Annotated in this window: 12 protein-coding genes and 1 pseudogene; all 13 read right to left on the bottom strand. The window is 70.3% G+C overall.

The genetic code is table 11. The features are described 5' to 3' along the window. Positions 1-28: 28 nt before the first annotated feature. On the bottom strand, positions 29-1249 hold the full coding sequence (locus tag EIK80_RS17510; protein ID WP_125158308.1) for a NarK/NasA family nitrate transporter: 1221 nt from the start codon (positions 1247-1249) through the stop codon (positions 29-31). 234 nt (positions 1250-1483) lie between these two features. Then, the gene (locus EIK80_RS17505) at positions 1484-2461 is read right to left on the bottom strand and encodes a CmpA/NrtA family ABC transporter substrate-binding protein (protein ID WP_158624729.1); all 978 of its coding nucleotides are present in this window, start codon (positions 2459-2461) and stop codon (positions 1484-1486) included. After that, complete coding sequence (locus EIK80_RS17500) at positions 2458-3036, bottom strand: ANTAR domain-containing response regulator (protein ID WP_125158307.1); 579 nt, start codon at positions 3034-3036, stop codon at positions 2458-2460. The genes EIK80_RS17505 and EIK80_RS17500 overlap by 4 nt, the downstream gene beginning before the upstream one ends. Positions 3037-3110: 74 nt before the next feature. Next, positions 3111-6281, bottom strand: coding sequence for an efflux RND transporter permease subunit (locus EIK80_RS17495; RefSeq protein ID WP_125158306.1), 3171 nt, complete (start codon positions 6279-6281; stop codon positions 3111-3113). Positions 6282-6283: 2 nt separating this feature from the next. Next, a complete protein-coding gene (locus EIK80_RS17490) occupies positions 6284-7432 on the bottom strand; it encodes an efflux RND transporter periplasmic adaptor subunit (RefSeq protein ID WP_125158305.1) in 1149 nt (382 codons plus the stop codon). Beyond that, the gene (locus EIK80_RS17485) at positions 7429-8664 is read right to left on the bottom strand and encodes a TolC family protein (protein ID WP_125158304.1); all 1236 of its coding nucleotides are present in this window, start codon (positions 8662-8664) and stop codon (positions 7429-7431) included. Before EIK80_RS17485 ends, EIK80_RS17490 begins: the two co-directional genes overlap by 4 nt. Before the next feature lie 449 nt (positions 8665-9113). Continuing rightward, the gene (gene hemN / locus EIK80_RS17475) at positions 9114-10475 is read right to left on the bottom strand and encodes an oxygen-independent coproporphyrinogen III oxidase (RefSeq protein ID WP_125158302.1); all 1362 of its coding nucleotides are present in this window, start codon (positions 10473-10475) and stop codon (positions 9114-9116) included. After that, the gene (locus EIK80_RS17470; protein ID WP_125158301.1) at positions 10472-11263 is read right to left on the bottom strand and encodes a helix-turn-helix domain-containing protein; all 792 of its coding nucleotides are present in this window, start codon (positions 11261-11263) and stop codon (positions 10472-10474) included. The genes hemN and EIK80_RS17470 overlap by 4 nt, the downstream gene beginning before the upstream one ends. Before the next feature lie 66 nt (positions 11264-11329). Further along, positions 11330-11494, bottom strand: a complete 165-nt coding sequence (gene ccoS / locus EIK80_RS17465) for a cbb3-type cytochrome oxidase assembly protein CcoS (RefSeq protein ID WP_125158300.1) — start codon at positions 11492-11494, stop codon at positions 11330-11332. Next, a complete protein-coding gene (locus EIK80_RS17460) occupies positions 11491-13665 on the bottom strand; it encodes a heavy metal translocating P-type ATPase (RefSeq protein WP_125158299.1) in 2175 nt (724 codons plus the stop codon). The genes ccoS and EIK80_RS17460 overlap by 4 nt, the downstream gene beginning before the upstream one ends. Beyond that, positions 13662-14168 carry a FixH family protein gene (locus EIK80_RS17455; RefSeq protein WP_125158298.1) on the bottom strand — a complete coding sequence of 169 codons (507 nt, stop codon included), beginning with the start codon at positions 14166-14168 and terminating at the stop codon, positions 13662-13664. Before EIK80_RS17455 ends, EIK80_RS17460 begins: the two co-directional genes overlap by 4 nt. After that, positions 14165-15658, bottom strand: a complete 1494-nt coding sequence (gene ccoG / locus EIK80_RS17450; RefSeq protein WP_125158297.1) for a cytochrome c oxidase accessory protein CcoG — start codon at positions 15656-15658, stop codon at positions 14165-14167. The genes EIK80_RS17455 and ccoG overlap by 4 nt, the downstream gene beginning before the upstream one ends. Before the next feature lie 6 nt (positions 15659-15664). Beyond that, positions 15665-15782, bottom strand: a pseudogene (locus EIK80_RS17445) (cytochrome C oxidase Cbb3); the annotation flags it as partial.

Below are 15782 nucleotides of genomic sequence, written 5' to 3'. Positions count from 1 at the left end.
GTCTATCTCGCTTGCCGGAGGAACAGGATCAGACGCGGACGGTCGCGGCGTCGCCATGCAAGGTCGGCCAGATCGCCCGCCAGCGCGCCTTGAGGCTGAACAGGGCCACCAGGGCGAACAGCGCCAGCAGGGCGAAGCCGATGAAGCCGGACTGGTAGGAACCGGTCATCTTCTTGGCCAGACCCAGGGTGGACGCCAGGTAGAAGCCGCCGAGGCCGCCGGTCATGCCGATCAGGCCGGTCATGACGCCGATCTCCTTGCGGAAGCGCTGCGGCGCCAACTGGAACACCGCCCCGTTGCCCGCGCCCAGGGCCAGCATCGAGAACATCAGCACGGCCAGGGCGACATAGGCCGAGGGCAGCTGGAAGCTGGCGGTCGTCAGGCCGATCGCGGCCAGGACATAGACGAAGCTCAGAGTGCGCACGCCGCCGAACCTGTCGGCCAGCGCCCCGCCCACCGGACGGATGAAAGAGCCGGCGAAGACGCAGGCGGCGGTGAAGAAGCCGGCGACGACCGGGTCCAGGCCGTATTCGGAGTTGAAGTACATGGTCAGCGACGAGGCCAGGCCCACGAAGCCGCCGAAGGTCACCGCGTACAGCAGCATCAGCCACCAGGCGTCCGGGACCTTCAAGACGTCGAGATATTCGGCCAGCTTCTTCGGGGCGGGCTGCTCGGGCGCGTCCTTGGCCAGCAGCATGTAGACCACGAACGCCACGGCCAGGGGGATGGCGGCTAGGCCGATCACGGCCTGCCAGCCGAACGCCTTGGCCAGAGCCGGCGCGAACAGGGCCGCCAGGGCCGTGCCCGAGTTGCCGGCGCCGGCGATGCCCAGGGCCAGGCCCTGATGTTCCTGCGGATACCAGCGCGAGGCCAGCGGCAGGGCTACGGCGAACGAGGCGCCGGCCACGCCCAGGATCACGCCCAGGGCCAGCACCTGATGGTAGTTGTGGATGCCGATCGCCCAGGCCAGCACCAGGCCCGTCAGGACGATCATCTGCCCGACCATGCCGGTCTTCTTGGGACCGATCCGGTCGACCAGCACGCCATTGACCAGGCGCAGCACGGCCCCGGCGAGAACGGGGATCGCGACCATCAGGCCCTTCTGGGCCGGGTCGAGATGGAAGTCCTTGGCGATGGCGACGCCCAGCGGCCCCAGGATCACCCAGACCATGAAGCTGAGATCGAAATACAGGAACGCTGCGAACAGGGTCGGCGCATGGCCGGCCTTCAAAAAGTCGCGGGAGATCATGACGGCCTCGGATGTTTGCGTGTCTGCGAGAGCGGGACGTCGTCGTCCCGGACGGTTGACCGCATCCGAGCGGTCCTCTGGCAGCCGCGAACGCCGTTGTTCGGAGGCCTTGAAGCTAGATGAGACCCAGCTTCACGCGGCTGTCACGCCGGCGACGTGTCGCGATGTCGAGGTTTGTTGCGGCGCACGTTTGCTGAGCGGCACGGCGTCGGCGGCGCTCACGAAGCGTGCAGATCAGGCGAGAAGATGTCCCGAAATCTCCGCCGCATCACGGTAGAGGTCGGACCGGTAGACCCGATCGACCAGGGCGTCGAGGTCGACGCCAGCGCGCAGTTGGCCCCAGCGGACCATTCGGGACGCCATCCACAGGCCGTCTTCGCGGCGCGGCAAGCTGGCTCCGTCGCGGTGGAAGACGATCTCGTTCGCCAAGGCCCGAGCGATGGCGGCTGGCGCGGCGCCGACGACATCGGGACGCGCCAGGATGGCGATCAGGTCTTCGCGGTTGATTGGGTCATCGGCCCAGGCCGCGCCGCGGATCACGGCCCGCAGGCAGGCGCGAAGGTCGTCGGGCCGTTGCTCGGCCAGCGTCGCCGGAACGCCCAGCACCTTGTCCGGTCCGCCGGGCAGCAATTGCGAGGCCGTGATCAGGATGCGACCAAGTCCCTCGGCTTCCGCCACCGCGTTCCAGGGCGCGCCGACGCAGAAGCCGTCGACCTCGCCGGCTCGCATCCGCTCGACCATGCGCGGCGGCGGGATCACCACCAGGCGCACATCGCGGTCGGGATCGATCCCCGCCGCCGCCAGCCAGTCGCGCAGCAGGTAGTTGTGCATCGACTCCGGGAAGACCACGGCGAAGGTCAGCGTCCCCCGCCCGCTCGCCCGCCGCGCCGCGACGACCTCCGCCAGCCCCTCGCCCTTCGGCCCGATCGTTCCGGCCAGCGCCGTCGAGACCGTGATGGCGGCGCCATTCCGGTTCAGGGCCAGCGGAGCCAGGATAGCGCCCCCGGCGGCCAACGCCATCGGCGCCAGCATGTGCGCCCCGTCCAGCGCCCCGACGGCGACCTTGTCTCGGATCGTCGCCCACGAGGCCTCGCGGACCAGTTCGACGGCCAACCCCTCGTCCTCGAAGAAGCCCAGCGTCGCGGCCACGGCCAGCGGCGCGCAGTCGGTCAGCGGAATGAACCCCAGCCGCAGTTCGGAAAGGCCGCTCACGAGGCGTCTCCCCGCAGCACGCCGGCGAAGGCCAGCAGGTCTGCGGCCACGACGCCGATCGGCTTGCCCCGGTCCATGGCCAGCTTGCGCAGCAGGCGATAGGCACCGTCCTCGTCCAGGCCGCGCTCCTTCATCAGCAGGCCCTTGGCCCGGTCGACGACCTTGCGGGATTCCAGATCCGCCTTGGCCTTGGCCAGGTCGCCGCGCAGTTGCTGGGTCAGGGCGAAACGGCTCATGGCCACGTCGAGGATCGAGCGCACCCGGCCCGGCGCCAGCCCATCGACCACATAGGCCGCCACTCCGGCCCGAACGGCTTGCTCCGCCAGCCCAGGCTCGGAGCGGTCGACAAACATCACGACTGGACGCGGCGCGCCTTCGGTGGCTTCGCGCAGGCTTTCGAGTGTGTCGCGATCGGGGCTTTCCGCCGCGATCACCACCACGTCGGGCGCGAAGGCCAGGACCTCCGCCTCATCGTAGAGGGTCGTGTGACGCACCTCCGCCGGCTCGACGCCCTGAAGCCCTGCGGCCACGAGGGCCGCCCGGGCGTGATCGGGGTCGATGACGAGGACGCGCATATCGACCGCCTAGGCCTTTAGCGGCGCCTTGAGGAGCCTCGTCGGCGGTTCTGATCTCCTTTTGGGCAATCTGCCTAGATCGAGGGCGCCGGGCCCGAGCGGCGCCGGGTCAGCCAGACGTAAAAGCTCGGCAGCACCAGCAGGGTCAGCACGGTCGAGGTCAGCAGGCCGCCGACCACCACGGTGGCCAGGGGCTTTTGGACCTCGGCCCCAGGGCCGATCGCCAAGGCCATCGGAATGAAGCCCAGAATGGCCACCAGCGCCGTGGTCAGCACCGCCCGTAGGCGGCCGACCGCGCCATCGATCACGGCGGCGGCGATGTCGCGCGCGCCTTCCATCCGCTGTTTGATGCTCTGCATCAGGACAAGGCCGTTCAAGGTCGCGACGCCCGAAACGGCGATGAAGCCGACCGCAGCAGAGATCGAGAACGGCATTCCTCGCAGTAGCAACGCCAGCGCTCCGCCGACCAGGGCCAGGGGCACGCAGCCGAAGACAAGCACCGCCTCCGTCGCCGACCCGAGGGCGAAGAAAAGCAGCACGGCGATGACCAGGAACACCATCGGCACGATAATCGCCAGTCGCGCGCTGGCCCGCTCCAGATTCTGGAACTGACCGCCCCATTCGAGCCAGGAGCCCGGGCTTGGCTTGATCTCGCGCGCCACGGCGGCCTGGGCGTCGGCGACGAAGCCGCCCAAGTCGCGGCCCCTGACATTGGCCTGAACCACGATCCGCCGCTTGCCGTTCTCGCGGCTGACCTGGTTGGGCCCCTCGGCGGTGTCGAAGCGGGCGATGCTGGACAGCGGGATCGCCGTCGAACCCTCCCCGCTTTCTGACACGACCGGCAGTTGCCCCATCACGGCCGGATCGGCGCGTGAGGCGTCGTCCAGCCGCACCACCACGTCGAAGCGGCGGTCGCCCTCCAGGATGTGGCCGGCCTCGCGTCCCCCAAGGCCGATCTCCAGGGCGTCGGCCGCGTCGCTGGCGTGGACGCCCAAGGCGGCGGCGGCCGTACGGTCGACACTGGCGGTGATGGTCGGCTGGCCGGAGATCTGCTCGACCTTCACATCCGCCGCGCCGGGGACCTTGCGCAGCGTCGCCGCGACCTGATCGGCGGTCCGGCTCATGGCCGCGAAGTCGTCGCCATAGACCTTCACCGCCACGTCCGACCGCACGCCGGCGATCAGTTCGTTGAAGCGCATCTGGATCGGCTGGGTGAACTCGTAGGCATTGCCGATCAGCTTGCTAAGGTCGCCCTCCATCCGCTCGACCAGCTTGGCCTTGGACAGGCCGGGATCCGGCCACTCCTTGCGCGGCTTCAGGATCACGAAAGTGTCCGAGGCGCTCGGCGGCATCGGGTCCGAGGCGATCTCGGCGGTGCCGGTGCGGGTGAAGACCAGGGCCACCTCGGGCTGGGCCGAGAGCGCCTTCTCGACCTCGAACTGCATGGCCTGGCTCTCTTCCAGGGAGATCGAGGGGACGCGACTGGCCTGGACCAGAAGGTCGCCCTCGTCCAGCGTCGGCGCGAACTCGCGACCCAGGGCGAAGAAGGCGACGACGCCGAGCGCCAGCGCCAGGACGGCGCCCCCAGCCACCACCTTGGGACGCGCCACCGCCGCGCGCAGCACCGGTTCGAAGCGCCTGCGGACGGCGGCCATGGCCTTGGTCTCGCCGTGACCTTTCGGCTCGCGCACCGCCAGGGCGGTCAGGGCCGGGACCAAGGTCAGGGATAGCACGAAGGCGCCGGCGAGAGCGAACATCACCGTGGCGGCCATCGGGGTGAACATCTTGCCCTCGACGCCCTCGAAGGTCAGCAGCGGAGCGTAGACCAGGAGGATGATCGCCTGGCCGAACGCGGCCGGACGAGCCATCTCCTTGGCCGCTTCAATGCTGATCGACAAGCGTTCGGCGGCGGTCAGGGCGCGACCCTTGACGTCGCGGCGCTGAGCCAGGCGTCCCAGCGTATTCTCGATCACCACGACCGCGCCGTCGACGATCAGGCCGAAGTCCAGCGCTCCCAGGCTCATCAGATTGCCGCTGATCCCGAACCTGCGCATGGCGATGGCGGCGATCAGGAACGACAGCGGGATCACCAGCGCCGTGATCAGGGCGGCGCGGAAGTTGCCCAAGGCCACGAACAGAACCGCGATGACCAGCAGGGCCCCGACGGTCAGGTTGTGCTCGACGGTGCGGATCGTGGCGTCGACCAGCCGGGTGCGATCCAGCACCGGCTTGATGATCACTTCGGGCGGCAAGCTGGGCGCGATGGCCTTGAGGCGTTCGTCGACCCGGGCGGCGACGGTGCGGCTGTTCTCACCGACCAGCATCAGGGCCGTGCCGATCACCACCTCGCGGCCGTTCTCGCTGGCCGAGCCCAGGCGCGGGGCATGATCGATCGCCACCCTGGCGACGTCCGAGACCTTCACGACCGCGCCGCCGCGACGGCCGATCGGGGTGTCGGCCAGTTCGGCCAGGCTCTTCACCCGTGCATCGGTGCGGACGATATAGGCCTCGCCGCCGCGCTGGACATAGCCGGCCCCGGCGATGCGATTGGCGTGCTCCAGAGCCTCGACCAGCTGCGGCAGGCTGATCCCGCGCGCGGCCAGCTTGGCCGGATCGGGATGAACCGCGTACTCCTTGACGTAGCCGCCCAGCACGTCGACGCCAGCGACGCCGTTCAGGGTCTTCAACTGCGGCGCGACGATCCAGTCCTGGACGGTGCGCAGATAGGTGGCCTTCTCGATATCGGTCCGCAGCGTCTCGCCCTCGGGCGTGACATAGGAGACCCCGGGTCGCGCCGGAGCGCCCTTGAACTCGACGGTCCAGATATAGACCTCGCCCAGCCCGGTGACGGGCGGGCCCATGCTGGGTTCCAGACCGTCGGGCAGGTTGGCGCGGGCTGCCTGCAGGCGCTCGTTGATCAGGGCGCGCGCGAAATAGAGGTCGGTCCTGTCGGTGAACACGGCGGTGATCTGCGAGAAGCCGTGCCGCGACAGCGAGCGGGTCTCGACCAGGCCAGGCGTTCCGGCCAGGGCCGTCTCCAAGGGGAAGGTCACCTGCCGCTCCACCTCCTCCGGGCCGAGCGCCGGCGCGATGGTGTTGATCTGCACCTGGCGGTTGGTGATGTCGGGCACGGCGTCGATCGGCAGGCGCGACAGCTGCTGCAGGCCGAACGCGAACAGCGCCACGGCCAGCAGAACGACGATCCAGCGGAAGCGGACCGAAAGGTCGATGAGACGGTTCAGCATGATCAGTCCTCGTGCCCCGCCTCGCCCTTGCCCAGTTCGGCTTTCAGGCGGAAAGCGCCCTTGCCGGCGAGGGTCTCGCCGCCCTCGAGGCCTTTCAGGATCTCGATGGAACCGGCGGCGGTGCGACCGGTCACGACGGGCGTGGCGCGGAAGCCCTTGGGCTCGACGACGAACACGACGGTGCGACCGTCCAGGGTCTGGACGGCCTCGGCCGGGACCGTCAGACCGCCCTGCCCCTTGGCCAGGATCATCCGGGCCGAGACGATCGCGCCGATCGGCGGCGCGGGCGCGGTCGGCTTGGCGCGCACGACCGCGGCGCCAGCGCCAACCGCGCTGGGAGCGACGGCGACGATGCGTGCGCTGGCCTCCCCGCCTTCCGGCCTTTGAACCTGGATCGTGTCGCCGACATGGATGGCGCCGGCCGAGGCCGGCGGCGCGTCAAAGACGTATTCGACCTGGCTCTGGTCGGCGATCTCGGCGACGAGGTCGCCTTGGGTCAGAAAGCCGCCGACCCGAGCGTCGATCCGCGTGACGATCCCGGCGATCGGCGCGCGCAGGATCGCTAGGCCGCTGGCGCTGGGCGCGCCCTGAGCGGCGACCTGGGCGCGGGCGGCGCGTAGCTCGGCCCGGGCCTTGTCGGCGGCGGCCTGACTGGCTTCCCAGTCCTGCCGGGCGACAACCCCCGCCTCGAACAGGCGACGGTCCCTGGCCGCGGCGGCCTGGGCGGCGTGCGCACCGGCGGCGGCGGCGTCGACGCTGGCCCGTGCGCCAGCCCCCTCCGCGCTGCGTAGGGTGGCGATCGCCGCGCCCGCGGCCACGCGATCACCGGCGGCGACGTGGACGCGTTCGACCGCCCCCGACACGGGCGCGCCCAGAGCGGCCGAGGCGTTGACGGCCAGGGCCACCCGGCCGGGCAGAACCAGCTCGGAACCGCCGCCGCGTCCGACCGTGGTGGTCAGCACGCCGGCCCTGGCGGCGTCGGCGACGGACAGCGCCACGAAGCCCTCTTCGTGCGGGGCTCCTTCTTCCTTCTCGTGGGCCGGCGCGTCAGCCGGAACCTTGTCGGTCAGCCGGCCTGCGCCAAAGCCGAGGCCGATAGCGGCGACTAGCGCCGTGGCCGCACCGGCGAGAATCCATTTGCGGTCGGTCATTGGGTGTCCTCGAAAGCGACCTGTCCGTTGGCCTGGGCGAGGTCCGCCAGCGCCTTGGCGCGCGCCAGCCGCGCCTCGATGGCGCGTTGCCGGGCGGAGACGAGGTCGCGACGCGCGGAAAGGAGTTCGAGCAGCGGCAGCTTGCCGGCCTCGTAGCCCAGGCGAGCCAGACGATAGGCCTCGCGGGCGGCGGCCTCGCCTTCACGGGCGGCGGCGGCGGAGCGTTCGGCCGCCGCCGCCTCGCCCTCGGCGCCGCGGCGGTCGGCGACCGCGTCGGCCTGGGCCATGAGCAGCCTGGCCCGCGCCGCGTCGGCCTCGGCCCGCGCCGCCTTCACGGCGCCGCGGTTGCGGTCGAACAGCGGCAGGGGCAGCGAGAAGCCGGCCACGGCGGCGATGGCGTCCTCGCCGGCCAGGCGGCGAATGCCGAAATTGACGGTGACGTCGGGCGTGGCGCGGCGGTGTTCCAGGTCGAGCTTTCGCGTCGCGACCCGCTGTTCGGCCTCGGCCACGGCGACCGTCGGCGCTTGAGCCGCGACGGCGGAGGCGCGCCGGGCATGGTCCAACGCGCCGGGCGTCACGGCGGTGAAGGTCCGCTCGCCGCCGGTCAGGGCCGCCAGCCGGGCCAGCGCTCCACCCGATTCCGCCTCGGCCCGCGAGACCTCGGCCTGCGCGACCGAGACCGCCGCGCGCGCCTGCAAGGCGCGTAGTTCGGCTTCCTTGCCGTTGTCGACCAACAACCGCGCCGCCCGGGCGTCGGCCTCGGCCAGCTCATGGCTCTCCCTGGCGACGACCAGCCGTTCGCTCGCCGCCTCCGCGGTCGCATAGGCCACGACCAGATCGCGGGCGTAGGCGACACGACCGAGTACGGCGCGCGACCGCGCCGTGTCGAACTCGGCCCGGGCCGTGGCCGTCCGCGCGCCGCGCTTGCCGCCCAGTTCCAGGACCTGGCCGATCGACAAGGTCGTCTCGGCGGCCTCAAAGTCATGATAAGGCCCGCTTCCGCCGACGTTCTCGACCTGCAGGTCCAGGGTCGGATTGGGCCGGGCCCGGGCCTGTTGGGCGCGCCCCTCTGCGGCGCGCGTTTCGGCCTCAACGACGATCAGGCGAGGCGCGGCGGCCTCGCGCAACAGGGTTTCAAGCGGCGGCGCGGTCTGGGCCGCGGCCACGCCATGGAGCGCGCCGCAAGCGGCGAACGCCCAGGCCGCGCGCGGCGGCCATCGGTTCGATGACATGAAAATTCCTCGCGATGATATGACGACGGCGCGCTAAAGCGCGCGGGCCGTCAGCCGCGAGGTGGGCGATCGAGAGCGGAGACCGTCAGCGACGGCAGGGCGTGGACCGGCGTAATAGCGTGACGAGCGCCCGCGAGGGCCGGCGCGGCGACGCTCGAAACGGGGGCGTCGAGCGCGGGTCCCGCGTGATGGCAGTGACCACCCAGGCAACAGGCCGCCTTGCACGGCGCGCTGTCCTGCCCGTGGTCGGGCTGTAACGCTTGGCCGACGGTCGGCGCGACCGCGTCCCCCGCGCAGAGGCAAGCCGCGGCGCTGGTCATCGGCGCGGCGACAAGCAGGGACAGGACACAGGCGGCCAGAAGGCCTCCCAAGTTCCGCCACCATGTCGTCTTGCGCCGCATGACCGCTCTCATAGCGCCGAGGCGCGAATTTGAGAACGCGTTACATAATCACACGGCCTTGGCGTGTCGCTCGGTCGCCTTGGGCAGACGCGCGTCGAACGCGGCGGCGACCACCCGCATCAGGCGTCGCGCGGTCTCGGGGATCGTGATCACCGCGCCGTCGCGGCGGCAAAGTCCGGCCAAGGCCAGGGCGTCGACGGCGTCCAGGCTCTCGGCCAGCAGGTCGCTGGACATTCCTTGATCCCGGCAAATCGCGTCGACGTCGACGGAAAGGTCGCACATCAGCCGCTCGATCACGAGCGCGCGCAGGCGATCCTCGTCACCGATAGCCAAGGCGCGGTTCAGCGGCAGCTCGCCCTGGGCGATGCGGGCCGCCCACTGGTCGCTCGGCACATGGTTCTGAACGAAACCCTCGCGGAACTGACCGATGGAGGACGGTCCAATGGGAATGAGCACCGCCGCCGCGTCGTCGGTATAACCCTGGAAATTGCGCCGCATCCGCCCCTCCGCGGCCGCATGGCTGAGCGCGTCGTCGGGCAAGGCGTAGTGATCGAGGCCGATCCGTACATAGCCGGCCTCGACCAGGGCCGCATCGGCCGCATCGGCCTGCAGCCAGCGTCCATCGAGATCGGCGAGGTCGGCTTCGCGGATCATCACCTGGTGCTTCTTCATCCACGGCACGTGGGCGTAGCCGAACACCGCGATCCGGTCGGGCCGCAGGGCGACGGCCTCTCGGGCGGAGGCGTAGACATTGTCGGGCGTCTGGCCGGGCAGACCGTACATCAGGTCGAAGTTCAGGCCGCCGACGCCCACGTCGCGCAACCCCTCGACCGCCCGCGCGACTTGCTCATAAGGCTGGACGCGGTTGACCAGGGCCTGAACGTTCGGATCGAAGGTCTGGACGCCCAGGCTGACGCGGGTCACGCCCGCTTCGCCGACCGCCGCGATGAAGCCCTGCGACAACATGCCAGGATCAAGCTCTGCGGCGATCTCGGCGCCAGGCCGCAGGCGGAAGGCGCGCGCCAGTCGAGCCGTCAGGTCGACGAAATCTTCGGGCCGCAGCGCGTTGGGACTGCCGCCGCCGAAGTGCAGGTGCGCCAGCCCGTCGTGCTCGCCCAGTCGCCCGGCGACCAGATCGATCTCGCGCCGGAGCACGTCGAGATAGCTCCCCACACGGTCGTAGGTCGGCGCGATCGAGGTGTGGCAGCCGCAGTACCAGCACAGGCGGCGGCAGAATGGCACGTGGACATAGACCGACAGCCGGTCATCCGGCCTTGTCGCCCCATACCAGCCTTCCGCGTGACTCGCATGGGCGCTGTCGAAGGCCAGGGCCGTCGGATAGCTGGTATAGCGTGGCAGGTTGCGCTCGGCGTGCGAGCGTTGGGCGGCGGGCAGGATCGTGGCGGTCATGGGCGGGCGTCCTCGGGGACCGGGAAATCAAGAGCTTTGAAGCGGCGACGCTCTCGGTCGGCCTGGCCGGGCCGGGCGGCGTCGAAGGGGGCGTGATTGTCGATCGAGCTATCGGCGGCCGCGAGCAAAGCGAGATCGCCAGGCCGGCGCAGCGTGACGATCGGACCGTCGACCTCGACCCCCAATGGCGCCAGACTGGCGAAGCCGCGCGACAGGTTCTCGGGGGTCATGCCCAGCAGCGAGGCCAGGACCCGTTTGCGACTGGGCAAGGTCAGGCGGGTGGCGCCGTTCTGGCGCCGGTGCTGGGTCAGCAGATAGTTGGCCAGGCGCTCCAGCGTGCCGCGCAGCCGCTGGTTCTTCAGGGCGCGAACGACGCCGCTGTAGCAACCGGAAAGCTCCTCGGAGATCGCGAAGGCCAGGGCGGGATCGGTCCGGGCGGCCAGGCGCAGCGCCGCGCCAGGAATCGTCAGCACCTCGCTGCGCGGCGCGGCCCAGGCCGTCACCAAGGCCGGCGCGTCCAGCACGACCGAGGCCAACATCACGGTGGACAAGGGTTCCAGCAAGGCCAGGGTCGCGCCCTGTCCGTCCCGTCCGCTCTCCAGAGCCACCGAGCCTTCCATCAGGATCGAAAGGCTGGGACTGACCTCGCCCTCGAGCGTCAGGGCGGTGCGGCGCGAAACGCTCTGCAGCACGGCGTCACGCGTCAGCTGGGCGAAGCTGTCTGCGGAGGCGGCGTCCAACAAGGGCAGCTTGCGGACACGAATCAGGTCGGCGGTGTCGAGGGACATGCGGGCCCTTCCACGATGAAGTGAACCCGTCTTGCCGTGTTCGACGATCGCGAACCTTGATCGGCGTCAATCCTCCGCCGGCGGCTTGTCGTCGAGATGGTCGTAGAGGATGCGGGCCGCATCGCCCTTGGGGTCGTCGTACTGGCCCGAGCGCATCGTCCAGAAGAAGGCCAGCAGACCCAAGGCGCCGAGGCCGATCGACGCCGGCGCCAGGAACAGGATGATGTTCATCGGCCGGGCCATCGCAAACGAGGCCTGGCGGCGTTCAGCAACACAACGATCGACGAGCCCGACATGGCCAGGGCCGCGATGAACGGATTGACCAAGCCCGCCATCGCCGCGGGCATGGCCACGACATTATAGACGGCCGAGAAGCCGAAATTCTGCAGCGCCCGACGGCGGGCCGACCGCGCAGTGTCGATCGCCTCGGGCGCCGCGCCAAGAGCCTCGCCGGTGAAGACCATGTCCGCCGCGTTCTGGGCGGCGTCGACCGCCGCGCCGGGGGCCATCGAAGCATGCGCCCGAGCCAGGGCGGCGGCGTCGTTGAGGCCATCGCCGACCATCAGCACCTTGTGGCCCCGCGCCTTGAGGTCGTCGACGATCGCGGCCTTGTCGAAAGGCGTCAGGCCCGCGCGCCAATCCTCGACGCCGACCGCGCGGGCGATGTCGCGCACCGGGCCAGCGAGGTCGCCCGACAGAATCTCGACTGACAAACCCATTTGGCGAAGTCGCGCGATGGCCTCGGACGCGTCGGCGCGCGGCTGGTCCTCGAACACGAAGCGAATCTTCACGTCGCCTTCGAAGCCGAACCACAGCTCGGTCTCGCGCGCGTCGCCATCCTTGACGCCGACGAAGGCCGCGCGGCCCAGGCGCGCGCGGCGACCGTCGATCAGGCCCTCCACGCCCTGCCCGGCCGTCTCGACGCATTCGGCGGCGACGGGGCCGGCGCCGGCTTGCGCGGCCAGGGCCTTGGCCAGGGGATGGCGCGAGGCGCGGGCCAGCGGCGCGGCCAGGGCGACCAGATGGGTCGGCGCGTCAACGAGCCGAGGGCAGCCTTCGGTCAGCACGCCGGTCTTGTCGAAGATGACGTGGTCGACCTCGGCGAGGCGCTCCAGGGCCGCCCCCGACTTGACCAGCACGCCCTTGCGGAAGAGGCGGCTGCTGGCGGCGATCTGCACGGCCGGCGCGGCCAGCCCCAGGGCGCAGGGGCACGTGACGATCAACACCGCCGCCGCTCGCAGCAGCGCCTCGCGCGGACCCAGGCCCAGAGCCCAGCCGCCGATGAAGGTCGTGGCCGCGACGGTGTGGACGACCGGCACGTACAGCGCGGCGGCCTTGTCGGCCAGGCGGACATAGGCCGAGCGGGTCTGGGCCCCGGCCTCCATCAGACGGGCGATGGCGGCCAAGGTGGAGTCCTCGCTTCGCGCCGTGGCGGTCATGACCAGGCGGCCGGAGAGGTTGAGCGCGCCGGCGTGCAGTCGCGCCCCGACCGTGACCGGCGCCAAGGCCGTTTCGCCGGTGATCAGGGCGTTGTCGATCTCCGAGCGGCCGGCCTCGACCACACCGTCGACGGGTACGCGATCGCCGGGCGCCACGACAAGCCGGTCCCCAACGACGATATCGGCGACGGGCACGCCATGCTCGGCCTCGCCCGACAGGCGCACGGCCACCGGAGTTTGCAGGGCCAACAGGTCGCGCGCCGCAGAACGGGCGTTGGCGCGTAGGCGGTGATCCAGGTAGCGCCCGATCAGGAGCAGGAACAGCAGGGTGACGGCGGCGTCGAAATAGGCGTGCTGGCCGCGCAGCATGGTCTCGGAGAAGCTGACAATCAGGGTCAGGATCACACCGATCGAGATCGGCACGTCCATGTTCGCCTTGCCGCGCTTCAGCGACGCCCAGGCCGAGCGAAAGAACGGCCGCCCCGCGAACAGGGCGCAGGGCGTGGCGACGATCGCAGCCATCCAGTACATCAAGGTCAGGGTCGCCGGCGTCAGTTCCTGGCCGAACAGGCCCGCCCAGGCCGGGACCGTGAACATCATCACGTTGCCGGCCCCGAAGCCTGCGACTCCCAGCGCGACGGCCAGTTCGCGGCCTTCGCGATCGATCGCGGCGACAGCCTCGGCCGGATCGAACAGGCAGGCGCGGTAGCCCAGGCCCTCGACCGTCTCTACTACGCGTTCCGGATTCGCCTCGCGCCCGGCGAGTTCGACGGCCAGCTTGCCCGTCGTCAGGTTCAGGCGGGCGCCGGCGACGCCCGGCACGCCGGCGACAGCGGTCTCGATCTTGCGGATACAGGCGGCGCAGCGAGCGCCGCTGACCAGCAGTTCAAGCCGCCCTCGCCCCGCCTCGTCGCGGCGAACGAAGGCTTCCAGATCGCGATCCACGGTCAGGCTGGCGTTCATTTGGCGGGCTCCAGCAGACGTGTTTCCAGCTCGAAGACGTCGCGGCTGTTGCGCGCCGTGGCCCGCAGGTCCCAGGCGCCGTCGAGCCGCGCGCGGGCCTGATAGCGGCCGTCGCCCAGCGGCTTGAAGTCAAGAGTCTGGCGGCCGGTCTCGGTGGCCGGCCGCTCAAGGACGCCAGTCACGGAAAGGCGGTCCAGCGGCGCGCCGGTCTTGTCGACGAGGTGCACCACCACCGTCCCGCCGTCGGCCTTCTCGACCGAGGCGGCCCAGCCCAGGGCCGCCTCTCGCTGGCGCTGGGCCAGGGTCTTGTTGAAGGCCAGGCCCGCCTCGTAGGGGTTGGAGGCGACCTCGCCCGAGAAGGTGCCGTAGGCCTTGATCATGAACAGCGTATCGACGCCGATCACGACGGCGAAGAACGCCACGACGGCGATCAGGACGTGCCAGCCGGTGATAGGCTTGACGGCCTTGGACTGGGCGATCTCGGGGGACGAGGCGGCGGTCATTGCGGGTTCGCGGCTCCGGAGAGGAAGACGGTCTTGGCGTCGGCTTGGACGTCGCCGGCGCGGGCGATGAAGCGGACTGGCGTGCTGGCCGCGAGTCCGGCTTCGGGCGGCGCGGTGACGAAGACCCGCACCGAGGCGACCTGGTCCGCCGGGACGGTGACGCTGACGGCGCCCGGGGCGCCCGGCTGGCTGAGGCGCGCGCCGGCGACGCCGTCGAACGCGATCTCGAACCGGCGGTCGAAGAAGGTCCGGTTTGTGATCTTCAGCGTATAGCCGTCCCGCACCGCGCCATCATGCATGCGCACGAAGATCGGGTTGCGGTCGCGGATGACGTGGAGGTCGGCCTTGGGGCGGCTGATCAACGCAGCCAGCGTCAGGCCGCCGACCACCGTCAGGGCCAGGGCGTAGTAGATCGTCCGCGAGCGCACGGGCTTGTAGGTCGCCTTACGCCCGCAGGCGCGGGCGGCGACGGCCGCGTCGGTGTCGTAGGCGATGAGGCCCGTGGGTCGCGCCAGCTTGGTCATGATCTCATCGCAGGCGTCGACGCAGAGGCCGCAGTTGATGCACTCCAACTGACTGCCGTCGCGGATGTCGATGCCCATCGGACAGACGACGACGCACTGGTGACAATCGATGCAGTCGCCGCGCCCCGCCCAGTCCTCGCCCTTCTTGTGCGCGCCGCGCGGCTCGCCGCGATCGCGCAGATAGGTCACCTGCAGCGAGTGTTGGTCCAGCATGGCGCCCTGGATGCGAGGCCATGGGCACATATAGGTGCAGACCTGTTCGCGCATCCAACCGGCGAAGGCGTAGGTGGTCACCGTCAGCAAGGCGCAGGAGACATAGGCAGTGGCCGGGGCCTGGCCGATCCAGAAGGTGCGGATCAGGGTCGGGGCGTCATGGAAATAGAAGATCCACGCCCCGCCGGTGCCGAAGGCGATGCCAATCCAGGTCAGGTGCTTGCCCGCCTTGCGCCAGAGCTTGTCGAACGACATCGGCGCGGCGTCCAGACGCATGCGGGCGTTGCGGTCGCCCTCGAACAGGCGTTCGACGACGATGAACAGGTCGGTCCAGACGGTCTGCGGACAGGTGTAGCCGCACCACAGCCGGCCGAACAGCGCCGTGACCAGGAACAGGACCAGGGCGCCGGCGACCATCAGCCCGGTGATGATGTGGACGTCCTGCGGCCACAGCTGGATATTGAAGAAGTAGAAGCGGCCGCCGGTGAAGTCGACCAGCGCGGCCTGCTGCGGGAAGCCCTCTGGCCGGCGCCAGCGGATCCACGGGGTGACGTAGTAGACCGACAGGGTGGCGATGAGCAGCGCCCACTTCACCCTGCGCCACGTCCCGTGGGCCAGCTTGGGATAGATCGGCTCGCGCGGTTTGTAGAGGCCATCGCCCTTGGGCGCCCCCCTGCCCTTGGCCCGTGCGGCGGCGGAGACGGCTGTTGTGTTTTGGGTTTTGGGTTTGGTGTTGTCGATGAGGGTTGGCATGGCCGGCTATTGTCCGGCGGCGTTGGCGTGGACGTAGACGGCGATGGCCTTGATGGTTTCGGGGCTGAGGCGTCCGGCCCAGGTGGGCATGACGCCGCCGTTCCCGGCGAAGATCTGGCCGCGG

Origin of the sequence: Caulobacter sp. 602-1 (assembly GCF_003931565.1) — a bacterium.
In the GTDB taxonomy this organism is placed as follows: Bacteria; Pseudomonadota; Alphaproteobacteria; order Caulobacterales; family Caulobacteraceae; genus Caulobacter.
The sequence above is the reverse complement of the archived record's forward strand: the minus strand, read 5'-3'. Positions and strand labels throughout refer to the sequence as shown.

What these genes read in the sequence shown, in the direction of transcription:
- EIK80_RS17500 (WP_125158307.1), bottom strand. Translation starts at nt 3,036, where the DNA reads ATGCGCGTCCTCGTCATCGACCCCGATCACGCCCGGGCGGCCCTCGTG.
- ccoS (WP_125158300.1), bottom strand. Translation starts at nt 11,494, where the DNA reads ATGAACATCATCCTGTTCCTGGCGCCGGCGTCGATCGGCCTCGGCGCC.
- EIK80_RS17455 (WP_125158298.1), bottom strand. Translation starts at nt 14,168, where the DNA reads ATGACCGCCGCCTCGTCCCCCGAGATCGCCCAGTCCAAGGCCGTCAAG.
- EIK80_RS17485 (WP_125158304.1), bottom strand. Translation starts at nt 8,664, where the DNA reads ATGTCATCGAACCGATGGCCGCCGCGCGCGGCCTGGGCGTTCGCCGCT.
- EIK80_RS17510 (WP_125158308.1), bottom strand. Translation starts at nt 1,249, where the DNA reads ATGATCTCCCGCGACTTTTTGAAGGCCGGCCATGCGCCGACCCTGTTC.
- EIK80_RS17460 (WP_125158299.1), bottom strand. Translation starts at nt 13,665, where the DNA reads ATGAACGCCAGCCTGACCGTGGATCGCGATCTGGAAGCCTTCGTTCGC.
- hemN (WP_125158302.1), bottom strand. Translation starts at nt 10,475, where the DNA reads ATGACCGCCACGATCCTGCCCGCCGCCCAACGCTCGCACGCCGAGCGC.
- EIK80_RS17470 (WP_125158301.1), bottom strand. Translation starts at nt 11,263, where the DNA reads ATGTCCCTCGACACCGCCGACCTGATTCGTGTCCGCAAGCTGCCCTTG.
- ccoG (WP_125158297.1), bottom strand. Translation starts at nt 15,658, where the DNA reads ATGCCAACCCTCATCGACAACACCAAACCCAAAACCCAAAACACAACA.
- EIK80_RS17495 (WP_125158306.1), bottom strand. Translation starts at nt 6,281, where the DNA reads ATGCTGAACCGTCTCATCGACCTTTCGGTCCGCTTCCGCTGGATCGTC.
- EIK80_RS17490 (WP_125158305.1), bottom strand. Translation starts at nt 7,432, where the DNA reads ATGACCGACCGCAAATGGATTCTCGCCGGTGCGGCCACGGCGCTAGTC.